The sequence below is a fragment of the Holophagales bacterium genome (genome assembly GCA_016699405.1).
Lineage (GTDB): Bacteria > Acidobacteriota > Thermoanaerobaculia > Multivoradales > JAGPDF01 > JAAYLR01.
In genome coordinates, this window is record CP064972.1 from 5124988 (window position 1) to 5148865 (window position 23878).

Sequence of the window (23878 nt, forward strand, 5' to 3'; positions counted from 1 at the left end):
ACGCGCCGCCGCCCCGACGCGGACGTGAGCTGTGCTCTCAGCGGGGCGAGCTCGACGGCCCGGGGCACGCGTTCCGCTCCACGGCACGCGCCATCAGCTCTCGTTGGCTGATCCGCAGCGGCTCGCCCGGTGCGGGGCGGCGCTGGAGGTAGCGGCCGTCCGGGAGGAGGTCCCAGGCCTTGCGGTTGTCGGCGAGCTGGAGGTCGAGGATCGCCTGGAGCTCGACCTGGAGCTCCGGTGCGGTGACCGGCACCATCGACTCGAGGCGGTGGTCGAGGTTGCGCGACATCCAGTCGGCCGAGCCGAGGAAGTACTCCGGGTTGCCGGCGTTGGCGAAGGCGAAGATCCGCGCGTGCTCGAGAAAGCGGCCGAGGATCGAGATCACGCGAATCCGCTCGGAGAGGCCGGGCACGCCGGCCCGCAAGCGGCAGAGCCCGCGGACGATCAGGTCGACTTCGACGCCCGCAGCCGAGGCGGCATAGAGGGCTTCGATGATCTCCGGGTCTTCGAGCTGATTCATCTTGGCGACGATGCGCGCCCCCGCGCCGTGGCGGCGGTGCTCGATCTCGCGCGCGATGAGGGCGAGCGAACGCTCCCGCATGTTGAACGGCGCCACCCACAGCGGCCCGAACTCCGGCCGGTCGACGAAGCCGGTGAGCACGTTGAAGAGACGCACGAGGTCGGCACCGATCGCCTCGTCACAGGTGAAGAGGCCGAGATCGGTGTAGAGCTCGGCGGTGTCGGTGTTGTAGTTGCCGGTGGCGATGTGGCTGTAGACGCGCAGCCCCTGGTCTTCCTGCCGCACGGCGAGCGAGACCTTGGCGTGCGTCTTGTAGCCGACCACGCCGTAGGCCACGTGCGCTCCGGCCTCTTCGAGCGCCTCGGCCCACTCGATGTTGCGTGCCTCGTCGAAGCGGGCCTTGAGCTCGACGATCACCGCCACCTGCTTGCCGCGCTCGGCGGCCTCGACGAGCGCCTTGACCACCGGCGAGTCGCGCGAGGTGCGGTAGAGCGTCTGCTTGATCGCCAGCACGCGGGGATCGACCGCCGCCTCTTCGACGAAGCGCAGGACCGAGGTGGCGAACGAGTCGTAGGGATGGTGCACGAGCAGGTCGCCGCGGGCGATCTCGCCGAAGAGACCGGGCGCACGGTCCGCATCGCCCCGCTCGCGGCTCGCCGCCGCGAGACGGGGAGGCGTCACCGGCGACCAGGCCGCTTCGCGATGCGCCGGCAACGGCAGTGCGGCGAGCGCGAAGAGATCGCGCAGGGCGAGCGGGCCCTCCACCTCGACCCGGTCGCGGTCGTCGATCTCGAGCTCGTCCTCGAGCAGACGGCGCATCCAGTCCGGCATCTCGGGGACGACCTCGAGGCGCACCACCGGCGCGAAGCGGCGCTCCTGCAATTCCTCCTGGATCGCCTCGAGGAGATCGGCCGCAGCCTCTTCGTTCGGCTGGACGGCGACGTTGCGGGTGACCCGGAAGGGATACGCCTCGACGATCTCCATGCCGGCGAAGAGCCGGTCGAGGTGTCGCGCGATGATCGCCTCGAGGGCGACGAACCGCGTCGAGCCGTCGATCGCCGTCCAGCGCGGCAGGCTGGCAGGGACCTTGACGCGCGCGAAGCGCAGCGCCGATTCCCCCGGGCGCCGCAGGGCGACGGCGAGCGACAGCGAGAGGTTCGAAATGTGCGGGAACGGATGCGCCGTGTCGACGCCGAGCGGCGTCAGCAGGGGAAAGAGCTGGCGGTCGAAGAACGACTCGAGCCAGTCGCGATCCGCCGCCGCGACGTCGTCCCAGTCGAGGGCGACGTGCACCCCTTCGCGCGCCAGGGCGGGCAGCAGCTCGTCGCGCAGCAGCCGGCGCGACGCGGCGAGCCCCGGGAGGCTGGCGCGGCGGATCTCCTCGAGTTGACGACCGGGGCTCATCCCGTCGGGCGAGAGCTTGCGCACCTGGCTCGCCACCTGCTGCTGCAAGCCGCCGACGCGCTTCATCACGAACTCGTCGAGGTTGCTTTCGTAGATGGCGAGGAACTTCAGGCGCTCGAGCAGGAGATTCTCCGGGTCGGCCGCCTCGGCGAGCACGCGATGATTGAAGTCGAGCCACGAAAGCTCGCGATTGGCGAAACGCGAGGCGCCCGCCGGTCGTCCGGCGGGCGGTCTTCTGGAGCGGCGGGGAGGAGCACTCGGCGGCGACATGCGGTACCCGAGATCCTAGCGCCGGGCCGTGACAGCGGCGTGACGGGCGTGTCCGTCACGCCGACCAGCAGGTCGCTCAGCGATCGAAGTCGATCCGCGCCACCTCGTCCCAGGAGAGGAGGACCTCCTTGCCGGCAGCGTGCACCATGATCCCCGCGTTGTCGTCGTCGACGTCGGTCGCCTCGCCCAAGACCAGCTCGCTGCCGTCGACCAGTGTCACCGCGGCGCGCCCCTTGGGGCGCGGAACGATCGTCTTGACGCGGGCGAACGGGATCGAATACTCGACGCCGTCGAGGTTGCCGTTGAGCAGCTCGCAGGCGTAGCTCTCGTCGAGGTCGAAGACCAGCTCGCCGGAGAGCGTTTCACCTTGCTTCGAGGTCACCCTGCCGGCGAGCGGCCGTGTCTTCTCGTAGCTCTCGTAGCCGCGGCCGCTCCCCTTGCCATCGATGAAGTCGATGCGCTCGAACGCCTCCCAGGAGATCTCGATGCGGCCCGATCTCTCGGTCTCGACCAACACGCCGCGCAGGGAGGAGTCCACGTCGTTCGTCCCCTCGAGAAGCAGCTTCCTGCCGTCCTTGAGCTCCACCCAGGAGCCGTCGTCGTCGTGCTTCTCGATCGCCCGCAGGCGCCCCATCTCGATCGAGATCCGGCCGTCCTCGGTGTCGCCGTCGAGCTTGTCGCTCGCCAGGCACTCCTCGCTGTCCCACTGGATGAAGCCCTCGAAGACTCCGGCCTTCGTCTTCACGCGGCCGTAGAGCCGCGCCGGGAGCGGTCCGACGCCCGCCGGCGTGGCGGCGAAGCGCACCGTCGCCACCTTGCTCCAGGGGACCGTCACCTCGCCGAGCGTCGCGTCCTGGATGTGGATGTCGGCGCTCTGGTCGTTGGATCCGTCATTGAGCCGCATCGTCCGCCCGCCGCGCAGGACCGCCTCGAGGTCGCCATCGCGCACCCGCAACTCGGCGAGGTCGCCGAAGCGCATCACGAACTGCCGCCCGCCACTCGCCTCCGACGAGACCCAGATCGGCACGCCGAAAACCTCGATCCGCTTGCCGCGGCCTTCGCGGCGTGCCTCCCCCGGCACCTCCGGCCGATCGACCTTCGACGCGTTGTAGAGGTCGTCCCAGAAGGCCTCCTCGGTGCCCCAACGCAAGACCCCGGTGTAGCTCTTCCCGCCCTGGGTCTCGACCGTTCCGTAGAGGTATCCCTGCGTCGCCGCATCGTCGGCACGCGCCCCACCGGCGGCGGCCGAGAGCATCATCCCGGCGAGCAGCCCGCCGAGCATCGTCGTCTGGTAGCGCATCGTTTCGACTCCTTCCTTCCCGAAAGTCCTTCAGACCGGGCCGCGCAACGGCAGCAGCCCGACCCGCTCACCGCGCACCGGCAGGTCTTCCCCGCTCCCGCCGCGGTCACCCGACGGCGCGACTTCGCGCAAGACGCCCTCCATCGCCCGCAGGTAGCGCGGGTCGGAGCTCAACAGCTCCCGGGTGATGGCGACGAACCGCTCGTCGGTCATCCGCACCCCGGTGCGTCGCGCTCCCGGCTCCTCGTTCGCCGCCGAGGCGACCGTGGCCGCTCCGGCCCCCGTCTCGCGCAGCGCACGAGCCGCCGTCTCCTCGCTCCGCGGCACCGTCGCACCGCGACCGAGCGACAGCCAGAGCGACAGCCCGACGACCGAGGCCAGACCCGCGGCGATGGCGAAGATCCATCCCCGGCGGATCCGACCGAAGGCAGCGCCGCCCGTGCCCGCATCCCAGCCGCTGCGCCGGCGCACGCCGTGCCACAGCGCCTCGGCCGGCAGCACCTCGGCGGGATCCGCCGCCGCGGCGAGCTCCCGCTCGATGCGGCGAGACCCTTCGTAGAAGGCCCGGCAGGACGGGCAGCGCAGCGCGTGCTCGAGCGCCGCGACCGCCGACTCCGGCTCGACCTCGCCGTCCAGGTGAGCCGAGAGCAGCTCCTCGAACCGTGAACACTCGGGGGTCATGACACAGCTCCTTCCAGCTCGGCGGCGAGCTCGGACAAGACGCGACGCCGCGCCCGGTGGACGTTGACCCGGACCGCCTCGGCGCTCCACCCGGTGCGCCGGCGGACCTCTTCGTACGGGAGCCTGCCGAGGACCGCCAGCTCGTAGGCCGTGCGATGCGCCGGGGGAAGCTGACCCAGCGTCTCGCGCAGGCGCGAACGAAGCTGTCCGCTGGCCGCGCGATCCTCCGGCGAGACGATCCGCGCATCGATCGGATCGAGCTCGTGGCCCGGTGCGGCCACCTCGGAGAAGAGCACCTCCCCCTGGCGCTCGCGTCGATCGGCGAGCAGGTGTTGGGCGGTGGCGAAGAGGTAGGGCCGCAAGGCGTCGTCCGGCAGGCCCTCGGGTCGGGCGCGGATCGCTTTGGCAAAGGCCTCCTGGAGGAGGTCCTCGGCATCCTCCCGCCGCCGGGTCCGACGGCGCAGGAAATCGAGGAGGCTCGCCCCGTGGCGCTCCCAGGCGGCGCGCCAGGAAGACTCGGCGGAGGGGGTGGGTGAGGCGGGTGACGGGACCGTCATCACCCTATTCAACCCCAGAGCGGGGGCGGCGTTACAGCCGGGCGGCGGAAACGGCCGCGTGACGGTCCGGCGACGATTCGCCGACGGCCCGCCGCGGCGCCGCGGCACGGGTTATCCTGACCCGGCATGCGCAAAGGCACCTCCGGAAGCGAACCCGCCTCCCACACCGCGGCGGCGCCGGCTCGCCTGGCGGCCATCGACATCGGGTCGAACTCGATCCACATGGTGATCGTCGAGGCGGACGGCCGCGGCGGCCACCGCACCCTCGACCGCGAGCGCGAGATGGTCCGGCTGGGCGAGAGTGCGCTGGGGCCGGCAGGGAAGATCTCCGAGCGCGCCCTGCGCCAGGGGCTCGACACGCTGCTGCGGATGACGACGCTCGCCCGCCTCAAGGGGGTGGAGCGGTTCGTCGCCGTCGCCACCAGCGCCGTGCGCGAGGCCGCCAACGGCGAGGAGTTCCTCGAGCAGGTCCGGGCGCTCGCCGGGCTCGACGTCCGGTTGCTCTCCGGCGAAGAGGAGGCGCGACTGATCTGGCGCGCCGTCCGCGAGGCGATCGACCTCGCCCACGGAACCCACGCCATCGTCGACATCGGCGGCGGCAGCACCGAGTGGATCGTCGCCGTCGAGGATCGCATCGTCGCCGCCCGCAGCCTGCCGCTCGGCTCGCTGCGCTGCGGCCACCGGCTGGCCTCCGACCCACCGACCGCCGGCGAGCTCACGCGCTTGCGGCGACGGATCGACCGCGAGCTCGCCGAGCTGCCGCTCCCCGACGGGCTCGGACGGCTCGTGGCGACCTCGGGAACCGCCAACTGTTGCGCCGATCTCGCCGCCTGGTTCGCCGGCCGCGACCCGCGCGGACCGGCGACCGGCTCGCGCGAGCTGCGGCGCCGTGACCTCGAGCAGATCGTCGCGCGGTTGCGATCGCTGTCACGCCGCCAGATCGCCGCGCTGCCGCCGGTCGGCGAAGGGCGTGCCGCCTCGCTGCTCCCCGGAGCCGTGCTTCTCGCTGCCATCGCCCGCCGCGCCGGTGCCGAGCGGCTGACCATCTGCGACCGGGCCTTGCGCGACGGACTGGTGCTCGACGAGCTCGGTGCGCCGGCGGCTGCCAGCGCGCGCGGCGACGTGCGACGGCGTCAGGTACATTCGCTGCTCGAACGCGTCGGGGGCCCCGTGGCGGCGCACGGCGAGAAGACCGCAACTCTCGCTCTGCGCCTGTTCGACCTCACCGCGTCGCTGCACGGTCTCGGCCGCCGCGAGCGCGAGTGGCTCGAACACGCCGCACGCCTTCACGACATCGGCCATTCGATCCACTACCGCGGTCACCACAAGCACAGCCAGTACCTGATCGAGACCGCCGGCCTCGACGGCTTCGACGAGCGGGAGATCGAGGTGATCGCCCAGGTGGCCCGCTACCACCGGGGCGCCCGACCGCGCCTCAAGCACCCGGCGTTCGGGGCCCTGCGTCCCTGGCAGCGGCGCGCCGTCGTCCGACTCACCGCCTTGTTGCGGGTTGCCGACGCCCTCGACCGGACACATGCCGGCCGGGTCGACGACCTCCGGGTGGCGATCACTCGCCGGAAGGTGCGGATCGAGGCGATCTCCGGCTACGACGTGGCGATCGAGGTCGAGACCGCACGTGACCGTGGGGTCCTCTTCGCCGAGACCTTCGACCGGCGGCTGGTCGTTCGCCAGGCGGCGGCCGACCCGGTCCAGCCGCAGGAGCACAAGTCCCTGCCGGACAAGCGTTTGGGCTTCGCCGGGGGCCCCCTTGTGGAAAAGCCGGCGCTCACCAACTGACGGCTTCCCGCTCACTCGCTTGGCGTCACACGAAAGATTGAAAACAAAAGACTTGCCACACTTGCACAGCTTCTTGGTCATTCCGCTGGCAAAGCCCATCCTGCCGGGCTCTGCCGCCGGATGGCGACGAGATTTCCACAACCTTTTCCGCCACCCCTGTGGAGGCGCACGGTGACCGCCGAAACCGCCCCGCCCGCCCCGATCGCCACGCCGCGGAACCGCCGTCTGCGCTTCTCGCCGAAGCTCCGGCTGGCGCTCCTCTGGCCGGCGCTGGCAGCGCTCGCGACCGTGACCGGCCTGTTGCTCGCCGCGCTCCCGGGGCTCTTCACCTCGGCCTCGACCCAGGAGCTGCTCGACGCCGTGCGGATGATCGCCCCGGCGATCGAGGTCCCGCCCGCCGGCCCCTACGAAGCGCTCCAGCGGCAGGTCGGGCGTCTCGCCGCCGGCACGTCGATGCGGCTGACCGTCGTCGCCCTCGACGGCAAGGTGCTCGCCGACAGCGACCGCAGCCTCGACGAGGTCTCCCACATGGAGAACCACCTCCACCGCCCGGAGATCGCCGGAGCGCTCGCGCGCGGCGAAGGGACCGCGGTTCGCCACAGCGCGACGATCGGCATCGACTTCGTCTACGTCGCCCGCCTGGTCGCCGCTCCCGATGGCCGCCAGTGGATCGTCCGTCTGTCCCAACCGATCGCCGCGCTCGCCCGCCTCGAACGACGCTTCCTCGGCGTGCTGGCACTCGCCGCGTTCGCCGCGCTCCTGGCGATGGCCGCCATCTCCTGGTGGCTCGACCGGCGCCTCTTCGTGCCGCTTGCCGACCTCATCGCCGCGGCGCGCGAGATCGGCGACGGGGAGTACGACACGCGCTTCGACATCCCGAGCGAGACGGAGCTCGCCACGCTCGGGCTCGCCCTCTCGCGCATCGCCCGCCGCGCCCAGGAGCAGATCGCCGCGCTCGCCGCCGAACGCGACCACCTCCACACCGTGGTCGACTCGCTGGCCGACGGGGTGCTGGTGATCGACCGCGACGGGCGCGCCGACACGGCGAACCCGGTCTTCCGCGACCTGCTCGGGCACCCGGCGCCGATCGCCGGGCGGACGCTGCGCGAAGTGTCGCGCCAGCCGGCGCTCTCCGACCTCGTCGAACGCGTTCGCCGGGAGGGCGGCCGGCAGACGACGCAGGTCGAGTTGCCGCCGCCGCACCGGCGCATCCTCGACCTGCACGCCACGGCGCTCGCCGGCGGCGACGGCGCCGTCGTCGTCGCCCGGGACGTGACCGAGTCCGAGCAGCTCCACCGGATGCGTCGCGACTTCGTGGCCAACGTCTCGCACGAGCTCAAGACACCGCTCGCGGCGATCCGCGGCTGCGCCGAGACGCTCTCGGACGGCGCGCTCGACGACCCGGCCGCGGCACACCCCTTCCTCGACCGGATCCTCGCCCACTGCGGGCGGCTCGAGACGCTGGTCTCCGACCTGCTGATGCTGTCGCGACTCGAGACCGCGGAGCGTTCGCGGGTCCTCTCGCCGGTCGACCTCGCCGACCTCGCCCGCCGGGTCGCCGAGCAGCTCGGCGACCAGACGGCGGCACGCGACACCCGCCTCACGGTCACCGCCACCGGCGACGCCACGCTCCTCGGCGAACCCGACGCGCTCGAGCGGATGCTCGCCAACCTCGCCGACAACGCGGTCAAGTACGGGCGCCCGGGGGGAGCGGTCGCCATCGAGGTCGAAGGACGGCCGAGCGAGGTCCTCCTGCGCGTGCGCGACGACGGCCCGGGCATTCCGACCGAGCTCCTGCCGCGCGTCTTCGAGCGCTTCTTCCGCCTCGACGGCGGACGCGGTCGAGCGGAAGGGGGGACCGGTCTCGGCCTGGCGATCGTCAAGCACACGGCGCTCGCCCACGGCGGCACGGTCGAGATCGAGAGCGCCCTCGGCCACGGCTCGACCTTCCACGTGCGGCTGCCGCGCACCTCGGCATCCTCCTAGGGCGCTGCCTGTCGCCGCGCTGTCACCGCCGCGTCGCAGCGTCGCGTCGGCGCTTTCCTATCCTCTCGAACGAACCCTCACGCCGCCTCCGCCGTTCGTGCGGCGGCGTCGAGCTTCTTCGACCGGAAGAACCAAGGAGAGTCGTCATGCGAAAGCCGCTGTTGCTCGCCGTCTGTTTCGGCCTCGTCGCCCTGCTCGCCGGCCAGGTCGGCGCCCAGCCCCTGATGGGCCTCTTCTACCAGGAGGCCGAGAAGGACGGCCGCGTCTACGTCTTCAACTCGCCCGAGCGCTTCAAGTCCTGGCAGGCCTCGGGCGAGATCGGCACCGCGATCACCCTCGTCGGCCGCGCCGAAGGCGGCATGACGCTCGTCGGCGAGAACGAGACGGCGATCGACCTCTACCTGTTCAAGCACAACCTTCCCGGCTACGAGCGGCCGACGCCGAAGCCGTACGCGCCGCCGTTCAACGTCTCGTGGAAAGACGGCGTCACCACCATCGAAAGCAAGAACGCCACGCTCAACCTCAACAACCGGATGCAGATCCGCTTCACCAGCGAGGACCTCGACCCGGCGAGCTCGAGCCAGCCGGAGCGTGACAGCTTCCGCGTGCGTCGCATGGAAACGAAGATGTCCGGCTGGGTCTACACCAAGGACCTGACCTACGAGCTCGAGCTCAACTGGGCCGACACCGCCAACGTCGTCAACGACGCCAACTTCCAGTGGGACCTGACGCACGGCAAGAAGAACCTCATGGTCAAGGCCGGCCAGTTCAAGGTGCCGTTCGGCCGCCAGGAGCTGTCGTCGTCGACCGTCCAGGAGTTCGTCGACCGCTCGATCGTCGCCGGGGAGTTCGAGCGCGGACGCGACATCGGCCTGCAGCTCTGGGGCACGCCGTTCGGCGGCAAGCTCGACTGGCGCGTCGGCGTCTTCAACGGCAACGGCCGGACGGTCACGCGCAACGACAACGACGACCTGCAGCTCAACGCCCGCGTGACTTGGCAGCCGTTCGGCGACGCGAAGTACTCCGAGGGCGACTTCGAGAGCACGGACCGGCCGTTGCTCGCCATCGCCGCCCAGTACGAGAACAACACGTTGCCGATTGCCGCGGCGGGCGGCGTCGCGGCTCATGCGCGCGAGCGCACGATCACCGGCGGCGACATCGTCTTCAAGTACCGCGGGCTCTTCCTCTTCGGCGAGCTCTTCGACGCCACCAACGACCGCACGAACAACCTGGTCAGCTTCGACAACAGCGGCTACAACCTGCAGGCCGGCTACTTCGTGATTCCGAAGCGGCTCGAGCTCGCCGTTCGCTACGCCGAGCTCGACCCCAACGCCGACCGGGACAACGACGAGCGCACCGAGACCGGATTGGCGGTCGGCTACTTCTTCAACAAGCACCCGCACAAGCTGCAGGCCGACTATCGCGAGATCGAGAACAAGGCGAGCAAGCAGAAGGACCGCGAGCTCCGCCTGCAGTACCAGATCATGTTCTGACCGCTCCTCCCGCGAAGGGGAGAGCCCGCCCCTCTCTCGGGCTCTCTCCTTCCCTTTTTCGCCTTCTGCTAACCTGCCGACCCCGGGGAACTGCCATGGAACGAAGCCTCCACCACCACCTCGACGAGATCCGCCAGGACCTGCTGCGCATGGGAGGCCTGGTCGAAGAGATGCTGGCCGGGGCGATGCAGGCGCTGATCGACCGCGACGCGGCCCATGCCGCGGTCGTCATCGCCACCGATCACGAAGTCGACCAGCTCGAAAAGCGCATCGACGGCAACGTCAACGCGGCGATCGCCCTCTTCCAGCCGACGGCGGTCGACCTGCGCTTCCTCGTCTCGGTGATGAAGGCGGCCAACGATCTCGAGCGCATCGGCGACTCGGCGGTCAACATCGCCCAGGCGGTCGAGGTGCTCAACCAGGAGCCGCCGCTCAAGCCCTACATCGACCTGCCGCACCTCTCGGTGCTGGTCCGGCGGATGGTCCAGGACAGCCTCGACGCCTTCGTCGAACGCGACGCCGCCAAGGCGGTCGACGTCTGCCGCCGCGACGACGAGGTCGACGGCCTGTACAAGCAGCTCTTCCGCGAGCTCCTGACCTACATGATCGAGGACCCGAAGAGCATCACCCGGGCCCTCCACCTGCTGCTCGTGGCGCGCAATTTCGAGCGCGTCGCCGATCACGCGACGAACATCGCCGAGGACGTCGTCTACTACGTCGAGGGCCGCGACATCCGTCACGGCGGCCCGCTCCCCTCCGGCGCCTGAAGCTCCGGCGCCGGATCTTCTCCGCGCCTGTCACGCCACCGTCACAACCCCACCCTCGGACTGACAAACCGGGGCGACATGCTTGCCTCGCTCCCGGCTCCCCGGTCGCCCGGCTCTTCGGACCGAGCGACGGTAGCGGGTCCGCCGACCAGCCCCTGCGACCACGTTCAGACGAAGGAGAGACCCAGATGAAGCAGATCTCGCGGTTCACCGCCCTCGCGGCGGGCGCCCTGTTCACCGCCGCCAGCCTCCATGCCCAGCCGGCCCAGGTCGATCCGAAGATCGCCGGCTACCAGAAGGCGAGCGGCATCTCCGGCAACGTCAACTCGATCGGTTCCGACACCCTGAACAACCTGATGACCCTCTGGGCCGAGGGGTTCCAGAAGCAGTACCCGAACGTGCGCATCCAGATCGAGGGCAAGGGCTCGTCGACCGCTCCGCCGGCCCTGATCGCCGGCACGGCCCAGCTCGGCCCGATGAGCCGGCTGATGAAGGCCGAGGAGGTCGACGAGTTCGAGAAGAAGTACGGCTACAAGCCGACGGCGATCCGCGTCGCCGTGGACGGCATCGGCGTCTTCGTCAACAAGGACAATCCGATCCAGAAGCTCACCCTCAAGGAAGTCGACGGGATCTTCTCCAAGACCCGCAAGGGCGGTGGCAAGGACCTCAAGACCTGGGGCGATGCCGGCGTCACCGGCGACTGGGCCGCCCGGCCGATCAGCCTCTACGGCCGCAACTCGGCCTCGGGCACCTACGGCTTCTTCAAGGAGATCGCGCTCTTCAAGGGCGACTACAAGGACACCGTCAAGGAGCAGCCGGGCTCGGCCTCGGTGGTCCAGGGGGTGACCGAGGACCTGTACGCGGTCGGCTACAGCGGCATCGGCTACAAGACCTCGGGCGTCCGCACCGTCGCGCTCGCCGGCAAGGACGGCCAGTACTACGAGGACACGCCGGAGAACATCCTCTCGGGCAAGTACCCGCTCTCGCGCTTCCTCTACGTCTACATCAACCAGGCACCGGGCAAGCCGCTCGACCCGCTGGTGCGCGAGTTCGTCTCCTTCGTCCTCTCCAAGGAAGGGCAGGAGACGGTGGTCAAGGACGGCTACATCCCGGTCTCCGCCACGGTGGCCGCCGAGGATCGCGCGAAGCTCGCTCGCTGAGCGACTCCGACTTCCCGGCCCGGGGATCGCCTCGATCCCCGGGCCCTCGTCTCTCCTCCGATCCCCTGACCCGCCGCATCCACCCCCCGCGCACGAGGTTCGACATGGCCACGCCGGCGTCCGCTCCGAGCCCGCTCCCGTCTCCCGGCCCGGCGGCGACCCGCCCCGCCTCGAAGCTCACCGCGACGCCGCGCCGCCGGCTGGTCGCCGACCGGGCCGCGCGGATCCTGGTGAGTGCCGGCGGCATCGGCATCATCGCGAGCATCCTCGGCATCCTGCTCTTCATCGTCGCCGAGGTCCTGCCCCTCGGCCGGCCCGCCGAAGTCTCGGCCACCGGCGAGACCGCTCTTCCCGCGCCGACGCTGGCGCTGGTCGGCGACGAGTACCGCACGCACCTCGCGACGGTGGCCGCCGACGGCCGCATCCGGGTGGTTCGGCTCGCCGACGGCGTGACGGTCGCCGACCAGGCGCTCGACCCGGCTTCGTCGGCAGCGATGCCGGTCGTCGCCGCCGCCGTCCCTCCGGGGGCGTCGATGCTCGCCGCCGCGACCGCCGACGGCCGCGTCCTGCTGCAACCGGTGGACTGGGAGGTCGCCTTCGATGGCCAGCAACGGCGGCAGGTGAGCCCTCGCCTCGGACGCCCGCGCGCCCTCGAGGTCGATCCCGCGCACGGATCCCTGACCAGCTTCGCCGCCATCGAGGCGAGCGAGTCCGGCCTCGCCGCCGCCGCCCAGACGACCGACGGCTCCGTCCGCCTCGTCGAGGTTCTGCGCAGCACGAACCTGATGACCGGCGAAGTCGAAGAAACCCTGCGGCGCAGCGAGTCGACCGCCCCCGGCAGGCTGGGACCGATGGTCCTCGACCACCAGGTGCAGAACCTCTTCGCCGGCACGGCGAGCGGCGAGCTCGTCTGGTGGCCGATCGAGGACGGCCAGTTGCAGGCACCGCGCAGCTATCCGACCGGATCGGCGGCGATCACCGCCCTGACCCTGCTGATCGGCGACCGGTCGCTCGTCGTCGGCCAGGCCGACGGAGCGCTTTCGGTCTGGTACCCGGTCCGCCAAGGCGACGAGAGCTTCCTGCTCACCCGCATCCGCGACTTCCCCCGGCAACCGGGAGCGATCTCGCTGCTCGCCCCGTCGCAGCGCAACCGCACGTTCCTCGCCGTCGACGCCTCCGGCGGTCTCGGTCTCTTCTTCTCCACCTCCAACCGGACGCTCTGGCGCGGCACGGGGCAGGCGCCGGGGGCCACCGCGGCGTCCTTCTCGCCGAAAGCCGACGGGCTGTTCCTCGCCGCTGGCGCGCGACTCCACTCGTTCGCGGTTCGCAACGCCCATCCCGAGACCACCTGGTCGGCGCTCTTCTCGCGCGTCTGGTACGAGGGCTACGAGCGTCCCGGCTTCTCCTGGCAGTCGACCGGCGGCACCGACGACTTCGAGCCCAAGCTCTCGCTGACGCCGCTGCTGATCGGCACGCTCAAGGGGACCTTCTACTCGCTCCTGCTGGCGATTCCGCTCGGCGTCCTCGGGGCCATGTACGCCTCGCAGTTCATGCACCCGTCGCTGCTCCGCCTGGTCAAGCCGACGGTCGAGATCATGGCAGCGCTGCCGAGCGTCGTGCTCGGGTTCCTCGCCGGGCTCTGGCTCGCGCCGCGGGTGGAGCGCGCCTTCTCGGCGCTGCTTCTGCTGCTCGTGGTCGTCCCGGCCGCGGTGATCGCGGCGGGGCTGCTCTGGCGCGGGCTGCCGGCGACCTTCCGCAATCGGATGCGCTCCGGCGCCGAGGTCCTCTGGTATCTCGTCGTCATCGCCCTCTCCTTCGGGCTCTGTTTCGCCCTCGCACCCGCCTTTGAACGGCTGGCGTTCGCCGGGGACTTCCAGGCCTGGCTCCTCGCCACGACCGGGGAGACCTACGACCAGCGCAACGCCATCGTCGTCGGCCTGGCGATGGGCTTCGCGGTGATTCCGATCATCTTCGCCATCTCCGAGGATGCATTCTCCAACGTGCCGCGCAACCTCGTCGCCGGCTCGCTCGCGCTCGGCGCCAACCGCTGGCAGACGGTCACCCGTGTCGTCCTGCCCACCGCCAGCCCCGGGATCTTCTCGGGCGTGATGATCGGCTTCGGCCGCGCCGTCGGCGAGACGATGATCGTGCTGATGGCCACCGGCAACACCCCGATCACCAGCTGGAGCCCGTTCAACGGCTTCCGCACGCTCTCGGCCAACATCGCCGTCGAGATCCCGGAGGCGCCGCACGGCGGGACGCTCTACCGCACGCTCTTCCTCGCTGCCCTGCTGCTCTTCGCCATCACCTTCGTGGTCAACACGCTGGCCGAGCTGGTGCGCCAGCGGCTGCGCCGCAAGTTCGCGCAGCTCTGAGCCGGGAGCCGACATGAGCTCGATCCAGAAGCCGCACCGGGATCTCCTCGGCGACTCGCTCACCGCGCTCTGCGGCGGCGCGCTGGCGCTCAACCTGCTGCTCATCGTCGCCCTGCTCGGATTGCTGGCCGTCAACGGCGGCGGCATCTTCTGGCAGAAGCCGCTCGAACAATTCACCCTCGCCGACGGCCGCGTGGTGCTCGGCGAAGTCTTCGATCGCCAGCCGGTGGCGGCGCGCGAAGGGGAGTCCGGTCCCTCGGGAGCCGAACGGCTGCAGATCAAGGTGGCCAATCGCGACCTGACCGGGGCCGACTTCCTCTGGGTCGACGAATCGCAGATCCGCAGCCGCGCACTGCCGGACAGCGCCGTCGCCCTCGAACGCCTCGAATGGGGCGACTTCTACGGCTATCTCATCGAGCTGCGACGCGGCGGCGAGGTCCTCGCCTCCGGCGCCGATTCGGTCTGGCGTGCCCTCGGGCCGCTGCATCGCGAGAAGCTGCGCCAGCGCGCCGTGATCCGCGAGCTCGAACGCGGCGCCATCGGCGACGTCAACAGCGAGATCGAGCGACTGCGCCTCGCCGTTCGGAAGATCGAGCTTGCCGGAGCGACGAGCGCGGAGCGCGAGACCCGGCTCGCCGAGCTCGCGGCGCTCGAGCGGGCGCGACACGCCGACTACGAGCGGCTGGCCGAACGGCTCTTCGCCCTGCGCCACGCGCTCGACGCCGAGACGGTGGTCCTCGAGGCCGCCGACGGGCGGCGCAAGGAGCTGCCGGTGGGCGCGATCGTCCGCCTGGTGCGGCCCAACACCCTCGGCTTCTTCGAGAAGGTGGCCCTCAACGCCTCGCGTCTGCGCGAGTTCGTCTTCGACGACCCGCGCGAGTCGAACACCGAAGGCGGCATCTTCCCGGCGATCTTCGGGACGGTGATGATGGTCTTCCTCATGTCGGTCGCCGTGGTGCCGTTCGGCGTCATGGCCGCCCTCTACCTGCGCGAGTACGCCAAACAGGGTCCGCTCGTCCGCGCGGTCCGCATCGCGGTCAACAACCTCGCCGGCGTCCCGTCGATCGTCTTCGGCGTCTTCGGGCTGGGCTTCTTCGTCTACCTGGTCGGCGGGTCGATCGACCGGCTCTTCTACCCCGAGGCGCTGCCGACGCCGACCTACGGGACCGGCGGCATCCTCTGGGGCGCCCTGACCCTCGCGCTGTTGACCGTGCCGGTGGTGATCGTCGCCACCGAGGAGGGTCTCGCGGCGGTGCCGCGAATCGTCCGCGAGGGCTCGCTCGCCCTCGGCGCCACCAAGTTCGAGACGACCTTCCGTGTGGTGATCCCGGCCGCCGCCCCCGGCATCCTCACCGGGATGATCCTCGCGATGGCCCGCGCCGCCGGCGAGGTGGCGCCGCTGATGATCGTCGGCATGGTGAAGCTGGCGCCGGCGCTGCCGGTCGACGGACACTTCCCGTACGTCCACTTCGAGCGCAAGTTCATGCACCTCGGATTCCACATCTACGACGTCGGCTTCCAGAGCCCGAACGTGGATGCCACCAAGCCGCTCGTCTTCGCCACGGCGCTGCTGCTCATCGCGGTGGTCACGGCGATGAACCTCACGGCGATCACCCTGCGCAACCGCCTGCGCCGCAAGTACGCCGGCAGCTCGGTGTGAAGATCATGATCACGCAGCTTGCGAAACCCCTCCCCGGGAGCGAACCGATGACCAGCCAGATGCCTCCCCAGACGAGCCCCGACGGCCCGGGAGCCGCGGTCGGAGCCGTGGTCGGAACCGTTGCGGCCGCCGATCCGGCGCTCTCCCCGCCGATCGAGTCGGCGATCCTCGAGATCGACCGGCTGTCGCTCTGGTACGGCGCCAAGCTCGCCCTGCGCGAGATCTCGCTGCGCATCCCGCCGCGGCAGATCACCGCCTTCATCGGCCCGTCCGGGTGCGGCAAGTCGACCCTGTTGCGCTGCATCAACCGCCTCAACGACCTGGTCGACGGCGTCCGCCTCGACGGACAGATCCGTTTCGAAGGGGCCGACATCTTCGACCCGCGCACCGACGTCAACTCGCTGCGCAAGCGCATCGGCATGGTCTTCCAGAAGTCGAACCCGTTTCCCAAGTCGATCTACGAGAACGTCGCCTACGGCTGCCGCATCCACGGCGTCAGCCACAAGAAGGAGCTCGACGAGATCGTCGAGCGGAGCCTGCGCGGCGCGGCCCTGTGGGACGAGGTCAAGGACCGCCTCGACGAGAGCGCGCTCGGGATGTCGGGCGGCCAGCAGCAGCGGCTCTGCATCGCCCGGGCGATCGCCGTGGAGCCGGAGGTGATCCTGCTCGACGAGCCCTGCTCGGCCCTCGACCCGATCGCCACCGCCAAGATCGAGGAGCTGATGCTCGAGCTGAAGAAGGACTACACGCTCGTGGTGGTGACCCACAACATGCAGCAGGCCTCGCGGGTGTCCGACTACACGGCGTTCCTCTATCTCGGCGAGCTCGTCGAGTACGGCCTGACCGAGCGGCTGTTCATCAATCCGCGCAGGAAGCAGACCGAGGACTACATCACCGGCCGCTTCGGCTGATCGCGGCCACCGCTCGGGGGCGGAGCCGGCAGGGAGGGGGGTCGCTCGACGTCTGACGGCCCCGTGCTACACTTTTCGACCCGGTTCTCTGGGAGCACGATCTCCATGTCCCCTGCGGCGGATGGTCCGCGAGACCTCGACGAGCTGATCGCCCTGGCGCGGCGGTTCGCCGAGCTGCAGCGCTACGACGAAGCGGGCGAGCTGTTCCGGCTCGCCCAGCGGCTCGACCCGAAGAATCTCGGCGTCCAGCTCGCCCTCGCCCAGCTCAAACGGCAGCAGAAGGACCTCGCGCCGGCGGCCAAGAGCCCCCGCGAGTCGGCGCGCGAGGAGGCCAAGCGCAACGCCATCGACGCGGCGCACTTCCTCGGCCTCGCCCACCTCTATGTCGAGCGCGGGGAAGACTTCCGGGCCCTCGAGTGCCTCGAGATCGCCCAGGCGAAGGACTCCGGCCACCCCGGTCCATGGAAGCTCGCCGGGCGGATCCACCTGCGTCTCAAGGATTTCGACCGCTCGGCCGACCTCCTGGCACGGGCGCATCGCCTCAATCCCTTCGATCTCGGAACCGCCGAGCAGCTCGGCCAGGTCGAGTACGAACGGCGGCAGTTCCATGCCGCCCTGGTCGCCACGATCGATGCCTTCCTGCTCCTCGCCGACGCCGCCTCGGCCGACGGCGAGCGGCTGCGCCGCAAGGTCCGCACTCTGCGGCATGCCCTGGGGTGGGAGTCGCAAGAGGTCGTCCAGCTCTTCCACGAGCGCCAGGAGGCGCTGCGGCTCGCCTACGATCGGCTCGAGTGGCGCCGCGAGCGCTATCGCGAGGAGGACGCGCTGATCGAGCGCGCGGTGGCACCATCGCCCCCCGTCCGCCCACCCGGAGATGGTCGCCTCGAGCTCGCCGCACGGCTGCGTCGCCAGGAGGCCTGGGCGCATCTCTCCGACGAGCAGGTCTTCGAGCTCGCCCGCGTCGTCCACTTCGAACGCCATGCCAAGGGGAGCCGGATCCTTGCCAACGGCTCGAACGGTTCCGACCTCTACCAGCTCGAGGAGGGCGAGGTCGCCATCCAGCGGCCGACCCACTACGGTGTCTTCCAGCTCGCCGTGCTCCGTCCTGGCGCGGTCTTCGGGGAGGTCAACTTCCTCACCCGGGCGGAGCGTTCCGGCGAGGCGATCGCCAGGCTTCCCACGACGCTCCTGCGCTTCGACGCCGGAGCCCTCGAGTCGCTCGTCGAACGCTCGGCCGATCTCGGCGTGCAACTCTACTGGGGACTCTGGCACTCCCTCTCGCGCAAGCTGCGCGACACGAACGACCAGTTGCGCACCTTCTTCAGCGCCGAGGCGCGCTCGGAGAACTTCGTCCGCCTGCGGCGGCGCGAGCGCCCGGCAGGCGGTGACGTCGCGGTCGATTCGAGCGACAAGATCCGGCTCTTCCGTGAGCAGGGGCTGTCGAGCAAGGAGCTCGTCACCCTCGCCACCTTCTCGCGCGAGCGGCGCTTCGCCTCCGGCGAGTTGCTCTTCGAGGAGGGCGACGAGGGCAAGGAGATGTACATCGTCCTCGAGGGTCGGGTGATGATCAGCAAGTTCATCCCCGGCGCCGGCGAGGAGGCGCTCGCCATCCTCGAACGCGGCGACTTCTTCGGCGAGATGGCCCTCATCGAAGGCGAGGCGCGCTCCGCCGACGCCCGCGCGCACGGTGGCCCGCTCACCGTGCTGGTGCTCGACCAGGGAACGATCCAGGAGATGCTGTCGCTCGACCCGAACGCCTCGCTCGAGTTCCTGCGGCTGCTCTGCCGGCTGATCGCCAAGCGCCTGCGCGAGATCGACGAGAAGGTCGTCGGCTGGCGCATCCTCTCTGGCACGCCGGGCCTCGACGCCTCCACGGCCTGAGACCCGATCGAGGTTCGGGCGTCCTTTGGAACGTCCCCCACCCGCGCCGACGAGGGCTTCTCCTCCACGGGACCCGTCGCTTTCCCGGCCGTCCCATCGACAGGCTCCCCACCCATGCCCACGGTTGTCGATGGGCCCCTCCGGGGACGCGCCACCCGCTCCGGAGAAGCCCCCGTCGGCTCTCCCCCCGCGGAAGTGAGCCTCATCGAGGCCTCAGGGGAGGGGGGCCGTGGGTGGCCGGACGGAGGGCTCCCGTCCCCGCGCGGAGCCCGGACCCAGGACTGCCGCAAGCTCATGCGGCCTGCGCTCCGGGCGAGCACGGAGACGGGAAGCCGGCCGGACAGGACCCGCCGCAGGGGCAAGCCCGCGTTACCAGCGGCGCGGCACGTCGCGCACGCAGCGAACGGTGTCGCGGGCGATCAGCAGCTCTTCGTTCGTCGGGATGACGTAGAGCTTCACCCGGCTGCCCTCGGCGCCGAACTCGCCCTCCTTGCCGCCGAAGAGCGTCGCGTTGCGCCCCTCGTCCGGCACGATGCCGAAGAAATCGAGATCGCGGCAGACGCGACTGCGGATGTCGGCCGAGTTCTCGCCGATGCCGCCGGTGAAGACGATCGCGTCGGCGCCGTTCATCCGCGCCAGATAGGAGCCGAGGTACTTCTTCACCCGCAGGCAGAAGATCTCGATCGCCAGGTGCGCCCGCCGGTCCTGGTGCTCGCGTTCCTCCTCGAGGAGGTCGCGCATGTCGTTGGTCAGTCCCGAGATGCCGAGCAGGCCCGAGCGCTTGTTGACCAGACCGTCGAGCTCTTCGAACGACATCCCCTCCTTGTGATGGAGGAACTCCAGCACCGACGGATCGAGGTCGCCGCCGCGGGTGCCCATCACCAGCCCTTCGGCCGGGGTCATGCCCATCGAGGTGTCGAGCGAGTCGCCGCCGCGGATCGCACAGGCCGAGCAGCCGTTGCCGAGGTGGACGGTGACGATGTTCGTCTCCTCGTGCGACATCCCGGTGAGCTGGCGGTAGCGGTAGGCGACGTAGCGGTGCGAGGTGCCGTGGAAGCCGTAGCGGCGCACCTTGTGCCGCACGTAGAGCTGATAGGGGATGGCGTAGAGGAACGACTCCGGCGGCATCGTCGAGTGGAACGAGGTGTCGAAGACCGCCACCTGCGGGATCCCGTGGCCGAACAGCTCGCGCGCCGAGTAGATGCCCTTGAGGTTGGCCGGGTTGTGCAACGGCGCGAGGTCGATGCAGTCCTCGATCTGGTCGACGACCGCGTCGTCGATCAGCACCGAACGGGTGAGCTTCTCGCCGCCGTGCACGATGCGGTGACCGACGGCGTGCAAGTCGGCGAGCGAGGTGACGCCGGGGACGCCCGCTTCCGGCGAGACGATCCAGCGGATGACGTGATCGAGGGCGGCGCGATGGTCGCGCAGCGGCGCGGCGCGGCGGACGGTCGGCTTGCCTTCGGCCCGCAGGCTGATGAGCGCCTCGCTGCCGATCCGTTCGACGAGGCCGCGAGCGAGCTGGCGGTCTTCGTTGCGGTCGATGGCGTCGAGGTCGGTGGCGATGACTTGGAACTTCAGCGACGAGCTGCCGCAATTGAGGACGAGGATGTTCATGCCGCCATGGTAGCGGGACACGCCGCGCCGCGGCAAGTACAATGGTGGCATCGGCCCCGGCCGGGGCCGTCCGTCCGTTGCGAAAGGAGCCCCCCATGGAGTTCATCGAAGCCGCCCGCGCGCGAGTCCGCGGCCGCGGCGCGCGCATCGTCTATCCGGAAGGACGCGAGGAGCGGGCCATCCGCGCCGCGAGCTTCCTCGCCGCCGAGCAGCTCGCCCACCCGATCCTCCTCGGTCCGGCGAGCGAAATCCGCGCCACCGCCGCGGCGCAGAGCATCCCGCTCTCCGGCGTCACCCTGCGGGACCCGGCGGCCGATCCGTCGACCGACAAGCTCGCCGAGCTCTACCTCGACCTGCGCAAGGCCAAGGGCGCCACCCCGGAGCTCGCCGCCGAGCGCGCGCGCCAGCTCCACTATTTCGGCGCGCTCCTGGTTCGCGCCGACGAGGCCGACGGGATGGTCTCGGGCCTCAACAGCGAGACCAAGCCGTTTCTTCCCGCCTTCGAAGCGATCGGCATGAAGCCTGGCTTCAAGCGGGTCTCTTCGGTCTTCCTGATGACCTGGCCGGAGAAGGTCTACTTCTACGCCGACTGCTCGGTCAACATCGACCCCGACGCCGCCACGCTCGCCGAGATCGGCCGCGCCTCCGCGTCGACCGCCCGCTCGTTCGGCTACGAGCCGCGCGTCGCCTTCCTGTCCTTCTCCACCCGGGGCAGCGCCACGCACGCCTTCGTCGACAAGGCGCGCGAAGCGGCACGGCTCTGCAAGGAGGCCGAGCCCGGTCTGCTGGTCGACGGCGAAATCCAGTTCGACGCCGCGATCGTTCCGGCGGTGGCGAAGAAGAAGTGTCCCGACAGCCCCCTCGGCGGCGAGGCGAACGTCTTCATCTTCCCGGATCTCGACGCCGGCAACATCGCCTACAAGATCACCGAGCGGCTCGGCGGCGCTCAGGCGATCGGGCCGATCCTCCAGGGGCTGGCCCGGCCGGTCAACGACGTGTCGCGCGGCTGCTCCTGGCAGGACCTCGCCGACACCGGGGTGATGACGGCGATCCAGGCGATGGGTTGACGACCTCCGCGCGGCTGGGGAAGGGCTGACGCCCTCCCCGCCGCGCGGGCGGACTGCTCAGGGCTCCCGGTGTCGGCGCCCCCGTCTGAAGCGTCGACGCGATCCAGGACGGCATCGACCCTGGAGAGTGCCGCGAGCGCCGAGGCGGACGCCGATCTCCAGCACGAGCGGAGTGCCGTCATGTCGCCCCCATGCGCCGGTCGCGACCGGATCCGAGCGCGGCAGCGATCGCCGTCGCCTCGGCAAGATCCTGGAGGCTCACCAGACCGAGGTAGCGCCCCCCCTCGACGACCGCGCCACAGCTCGTCGCGGCTGCCGAGAGCAGCTCCTGCGCCTCCTCGAGGGTCGTCGAAGAGCGGAGCGCCGGCACGCGAGGCTCGAGCCATTCGGCAACCGGCGGATCGTCGTGCCGCAGGGCCGCGATCGCGAGCACACGCTCGCGAGTCACGACTCCAAGGAGCCGACCGTTCCCGAACACCGCAAAGTCGGGTTGATAGCTGGTGAGCAGGTGCTGGACGACGCGCGAGAGCCGGTCCTCCGGTCCGAGCACGATCGCGTGTCGGTTGTAGACGTCGGCGAGGCGCAGGCTCTCGAGCACGTGGCGAGCCTCCGCGTGCGTTCGCTCCTGCCCCGCTCCGAGGAAGACAAAGACGGCCACGACGGCGAGGAGCAACTGCCCGGAGAACAGCGCCCAGGCTCCCCCCGCGACCGCCAGCCCCTGGCCCACCGCAGCCGCCCAACGCGTGCCGCGCAGCCATCCGAAGCGGAACGCGAGGAGCGCTCGCAACACGCGGCCGCCGTCCATCGGAAACGCCGGGAGGAGGTTGAAGAGCACCAGGCTGATGTTGACCCCGAGCAGCCAGTGAAGGAAGGTGCCGAGCGACGGACCTCCCTCATCGGCGCGCAACAGACCGGTGGCCTCGGCTGGTAACGCCGCCGGCGCCACACCGATCAGCAGGGCCAGCGCCATCGCGATCGCCACGTTGACAGCCGGCCCGGCCAGAGCAATCACCAGCTCCTCGATCGGTCGCCGTGCAGCGCGCGCGAGGAAGGCGATTCCGCCGAGCGGTGAGAGCAGAATCTCGCGCGTCGCGATGCCGTAGTGCCGTGCCGCGAGCGCATGTCCGAGCTCGTGCAGCGCAACGCACGCGAAGAGCGCCAGCATCAGCACGACGCCGAAGAAGGCGCCGCCGACACCGTGCGCGCTGCCCCACTGGAAGGCGCCGAGAGCCAGGATCAGCGGGAAGGTGAAGTGCAGCCGAAGGTCGATGCCGGCCAGCCGTCCGATCGTCCACCCGCCCTTCATCGCTCGCCCTCCCGAATAGGGGCAGCCTCGGCCTCCCGCCGCCGAGCACGCAGCAGCGACGCGGCGATCGCCAGGGCAAGAATGCCGGCCACGACGCCAAGGGAGACCGGAGACGGGATCTTGAAGAGGTCGACGATCGCCATCTTGGTGCCGACGAAGACGAGGATCGCGGCGAGCCCGAGCTTGAGGTACTCGAACTTCGCCATCACGCCGGCGAGCAGAAAGTAGAGCGAGCGCAGACCGAGAATGGCGAAGACGTTCGAGGTGTAGACGATGAACGGGTCGGTCGTCACCGCGAAGATCGCCGGGATCGAGTCGACGGCGAAGATCAGGTCGGTCGTTTCGACGAGCGCGAGAACGAGAAAGAGCGGCGTGACCGCGAGCGCTCCGTTCTCGCGCACCACGAATCGCTGCCCGCGGTAGTCGCGAGTCACCGGGAGGAGCCGGCGTACCAGGCGAACGACCGGGTTCTTCTCCGGTTCGAGCCCCTTGTCCGGCGTGAAGGCCATCTTGATTCCGGTGAGGATCAGGAAACCGCCGAAGACGTAGATCACCCAGTGGAAGCTCGCGATCAACGCCGCGCCGGCGGCGATGAACGCGGCGCGCATGACCAGGGCGCCGAGGATCCCCCAGAACAGGACCCGGTGCTGGTACTCCTGCGGCACCGCGAAGTAGCCGAAGATCAGCGCGAAGATGAAGATGTTGTCGACCGAGAGCGACTTCTCGATCAGGTAGCCGGTGAGGAACTCCATCCCCTTCTGGGGACCGAAGACGTACCAGATACCGGCGTTGAAGACGAGGGCGAGGGCGATCCAGACCGCGCTCCACACGCCCGCCTCCTTGAAGGAGACGACGTGGGCCTTGCGGTGAAAGACCCCGAGGTCCAGGGCCAACATGCCCAGGACGAAGACATTGAAGCCGATCCAGAGGGAAAGGGAGGCGGTTTCCATCGCGTCGATCTCCTGTCCGGGGCACCCGACGAAATGCCGAGACCCCGCGCACTTGCGTGTCGCGGTGGTCTCGCCGGGGTCGGACTCGACTCGGAGCGACCGGAGGCCTCGCCTCGTCTTGACGGTCGCCCCGCCCGGACCCTGAGCCCGGGCGGCTACTCCCCACCTCAGTTCGA

17 protein-coding genes are annotated in these 23878 nt (G+C 70.2%); 10 read left to right on the forward strand and 7 right to left on the reverse strand.

Annotated elements, in window-relative coordinates; translation table 11 throughout:
- Positions 1-37 precede the first annotated feature (37 nt).
- From ppk1 to IPJ17_21255, 4 genes are all read right to left on the reverse strand, one after another.
- Positions 38-2194, reverse strand: coding sequence for a polyphosphate kinase 1 (gene ppk1, locus IPJ17_21240; protein ID QQR73957.1), 2157 nt, complete (start codon positions 2192-2194; stop codon positions 38-40).
- 76 nt (positions 2195-2270) lie between these two features.
- A complete protein-coding gene (locus IPJ17_21245; GenBank protein QQR73958.1) occupies positions 2271-3494 on the reverse strand; it encodes a hypothetical protein in 1224 nt (407 codons plus the stop codon).
- A gap of 30 nt (positions 3495-3524) precedes the next feature.
- Complete coding sequence (locus tag IPJ17_21250) at positions 3525-4175, reverse strand: zf-HC2 domain-containing protein (protein QQR73959.1); 651 nt, start codon at positions 4173-4175, stop codon at positions 3525-3527.
- Positions 4172-4732, reverse strand: coding sequence for an RNA polymerase sigma factor (locus IPJ17_21255; GenBank protein QQR73960.1), 561 nt, complete (start codon positions 4730-4732; stop codon positions 4172-4174). The genes IPJ17_21250 and IPJ17_21255 overlap by 4 nt, the downstream gene beginning before the upstream one ends.
- Before the next feature lie 126 nt (positions 4733-4858).
- On the opposite strand from IPJ17_21255, the gene IPJ17_21260 reads away from it, so the two are divergent.
- From IPJ17_21260 to IPJ17_21300, 9 genes are all read left to right on the forward strand, one after another.
- Entirely contained in the window at positions 4859-6529 is a 1671-nt protein-coding gene (locus IPJ17_21260; protein ID QQR73961.1) for a Ppx/GppA family phosphatase, read from the forward strand.
- Between the two features lie 171 nt (positions 6530-6700).
- Positions 6701-8515 carry a PAS domain-containing protein gene (locus tag IPJ17_21265; GenBank protein QQR73962.1) on the forward strand — a complete coding sequence of 605 codons (1815 nt, stop codon included), beginning with the start codon at positions 6701-6703 and terminating at the stop codon, positions 8513-8515.
- Positions 8516-8661: 146 nt separating this feature from the next.
- Positions 8662-10008, forward strand: coding sequence for a porin (locus tag IPJ17_21270; protein QQR73963.1), 1347 nt, complete (start codon positions 8662-8664; stop codon positions 10006-10008).
- 95 nt (positions 10009-10103) lie between these two features.
- Positions 10104-10775 carry a phosphate signaling complex protein PhoU gene (gene phoU / locus IPJ17_21275; protein QQR73964.1) on the forward strand — a complete coding sequence of 224 codons (672 nt, stop codon included), beginning with the start codon at positions 10104-10106 and terminating at the stop codon, positions 10773-10775.
- 188 nt (positions 10776-10963) lie between these two features.
- A complete protein-coding gene (gene pstS / locus IPJ17_21280) occupies positions 10964-11935 on the forward strand; it encodes a phosphate ABC transporter substrate-binding protein PstS family protein (GenBank protein QQR73965.1) in 972 nt (323 codons plus the stop codon).
- A 104-nt stretch (positions 11936-12039) separates the two neighbouring features.
- A complete protein-coding gene (locus IPJ17_21285) occupies positions 12040-14310 on the forward strand; it encodes an ABC transporter permease subunit (protein ID QQR73966.1) in 2271 nt (756 codons plus the stop codon).
- A gap of 13 nt (positions 14311-14323) precedes the next feature.
- Positions 14324-15970, forward strand: a complete 1647-nt coding sequence (gene pstA, locus IPJ17_21290) for a phosphate ABC transporter permease PstA (GenBank protein ID QQR73967.1) — start codon at positions 14324-14326, stop codon at positions 15968-15970.
- A 47-nt stretch (positions 15971-16017) separates the two neighbouring features.
- The gene (gene pstB, locus IPJ17_21295) at positions 16018-16881 is read left to right on the forward strand and encodes a phosphate ABC transporter ATP-binding protein (GenBank protein QQR73968.1); all 864 of its coding nucleotides are present in this window, start codon (positions 16018-16020) and stop codon (positions 16879-16881) included.
- A gap of 105 nt (positions 16882-16986) precedes the next feature.
- Positions 16987-18762 carry a cyclic nucleotide-binding domain-containing protein gene (locus tag IPJ17_21300; protein ID QQR73969.1) on the forward strand — a complete coding sequence of 592 codons (1776 nt, stop codon included), beginning with the start codon at positions 16987-16989 and terminating at the stop codon, positions 18760-18762.
- Between the two features lie 369 nt (positions 18763-19131).
- On the opposite strand, the gene IPJ17_21305 is transcribed toward IPJ17_21300, so the two are convergent.
- Positions 19132-20379, reverse strand: a complete 1248-nt coding sequence (locus IPJ17_21305) for an acetate kinase (protein ID QQR76246.1) — start codon at positions 20377-20379, stop codon at positions 19132-19134.
- 95 nt (positions 20380-20474) lie between these two features.
- Between IPJ17_21305 and pta the strand changes: the two genes are divergently transcribed.
- Positions 20475-21446 (forward strand): phosphate acetyltransferase, encoded by a 972-nt coding sequence (gene pta / locus IPJ17_21310; protein QQR73970.1) that lies wholly within the window; start codon positions 20475-20477, stop codon positions 21444-21446.
- Between the two features lie 178 nt (positions 21447-21624).
- Here pta and IPJ17_21315 read toward each other — a convergent pair whose 3' ends face one another.
- Both IPJ17_21315 and IPJ17_21320 read right to left on the reverse strand, forming a co-directional pair.
- Positions 21625-22752: a site-2 protease family protein gene (locus tag IPJ17_21315; GenBank protein ID QQR73971.1), complete on the reverse strand. Its 1128-nt coding sequence runs from the start codon at positions 22750-22752 to the stop codon at positions 21625-21627.
- The gene (locus tag IPJ17_21320; protein QQR73972.1) at positions 22749-23702 is read right to left on the reverse strand and encodes a TerC family protein; all 954 of its coding nucleotides are present in this window, start codon (positions 23700-23702) and stop codon (positions 22749-22751) included. The genes IPJ17_21315 and IPJ17_21320 overlap by 4 nt, the downstream gene beginning before the upstream one ends.
- Between the last annotated feature and the right edge of the window lie 176 nt (positions 23703-23878).

Coding starts and splice junctions, on each gene's coding strand:
- IPJ17_21300 (QQR73969.1), top strand. CDS start 16,987: ATGTCCCCTGCGGCGGATGGTCCGCGAGACCTCGACGAGCTGATCGCC.
- IPJ17_21270 (QQR73963.1), top strand. CDS start 8,662: ATGCGAAAGCCGCTGTTGCTCGCCGTCTGTTTCGGCCTCGTCGCCCTG.
- IPJ17_21320 (QQR73972.1), bottom strand. CDS start 23,702: ATGGAAACCGCCTCCCTTTCCCTCTGGATCGGCTTCAATGTCTTCGTC.
- IPJ17_21245 (QQR73958.1), bottom strand. CDS start 3,494: ATGCGCTACCAGACGACGATGCTCGGCGGGCTGCTCGCCGGGATGATG.
- IPJ17_21285 (QQR73966.1), top strand. CDS start 12,040: ATGGCCACGCCGGCGTCCGCTCCGAGCCCGCTCCCGTCTCCCGGCCCG.
- IPJ17_21260 (QQR73961.1), top strand. CDS start 4,859: ATGCGCAAAGGCACCTCCGGAAGCGAACCCGCCTCCCACACCGCGGCG.
- pstS (QQR73965.1), top strand. CDS start 10,964: ATGAAGCAGATCTCGCGGTTCACCGCCCTCGCGGCGGGCGCCCTGTTC.
- phoU (QQR73964.1), top strand. CDS start 10,104: ATGGAACGAAGCCTCCACCACCACCTCGACGAGATCCGCCAGGACCTG.
- ppk1 (QQR73957.1), bottom strand. CDS start 2,194: ATGTCGCCGCCGAGTGCTCCTCCCCGCCGCTCCAGAAGACCGCCCGCC.
- IPJ17_21305 (QQR76246.1), bottom strand. CDS start 20,379: ATGAACATCCTCGTCCTCAATTGCGGCAGCTCGTCGCTGAAGTTCCAA.
- IPJ17_21315 (QQR73971.1), bottom strand. CDS start 22,752: ATGAAGGGCGGGTGGACGATCGGACGGCTGGCCGGCATCGACCTTCGG.
- pstA (QQR73967.1), top strand. CDS start 14,324: ATGAGCTCGATCCAGAAGCCGCACCGGGATCTCCTCGGCGACTCGCTC.
- IPJ17_21250 (QQR73959.1), bottom strand. CDS start 4,175: ATGACCCCCGAGTGTTCACGGTTCGAGGAGCTGCTCTCGGCTCACCTG.
- IPJ17_21255 (QQR73960.1), bottom strand. CDS start 4,732: ATGACGGTCCCGTCACCCGCCTCACCCACCCCCTCCGCCGAGTCTTCC.
- pstB (QQR73968.1), top strand. CDS start 16,018: ATGACCAGCCAGATGCCTCCCCAGACGAGCCCCGACGGCCCGGGAGCC.
- pta (QQR73970.1), top strand. CDS start 20,475: ATGGAGTTCATCGAAGCCGCCCGCGCGCGAGTCCGCGGCCGCGGCGCG.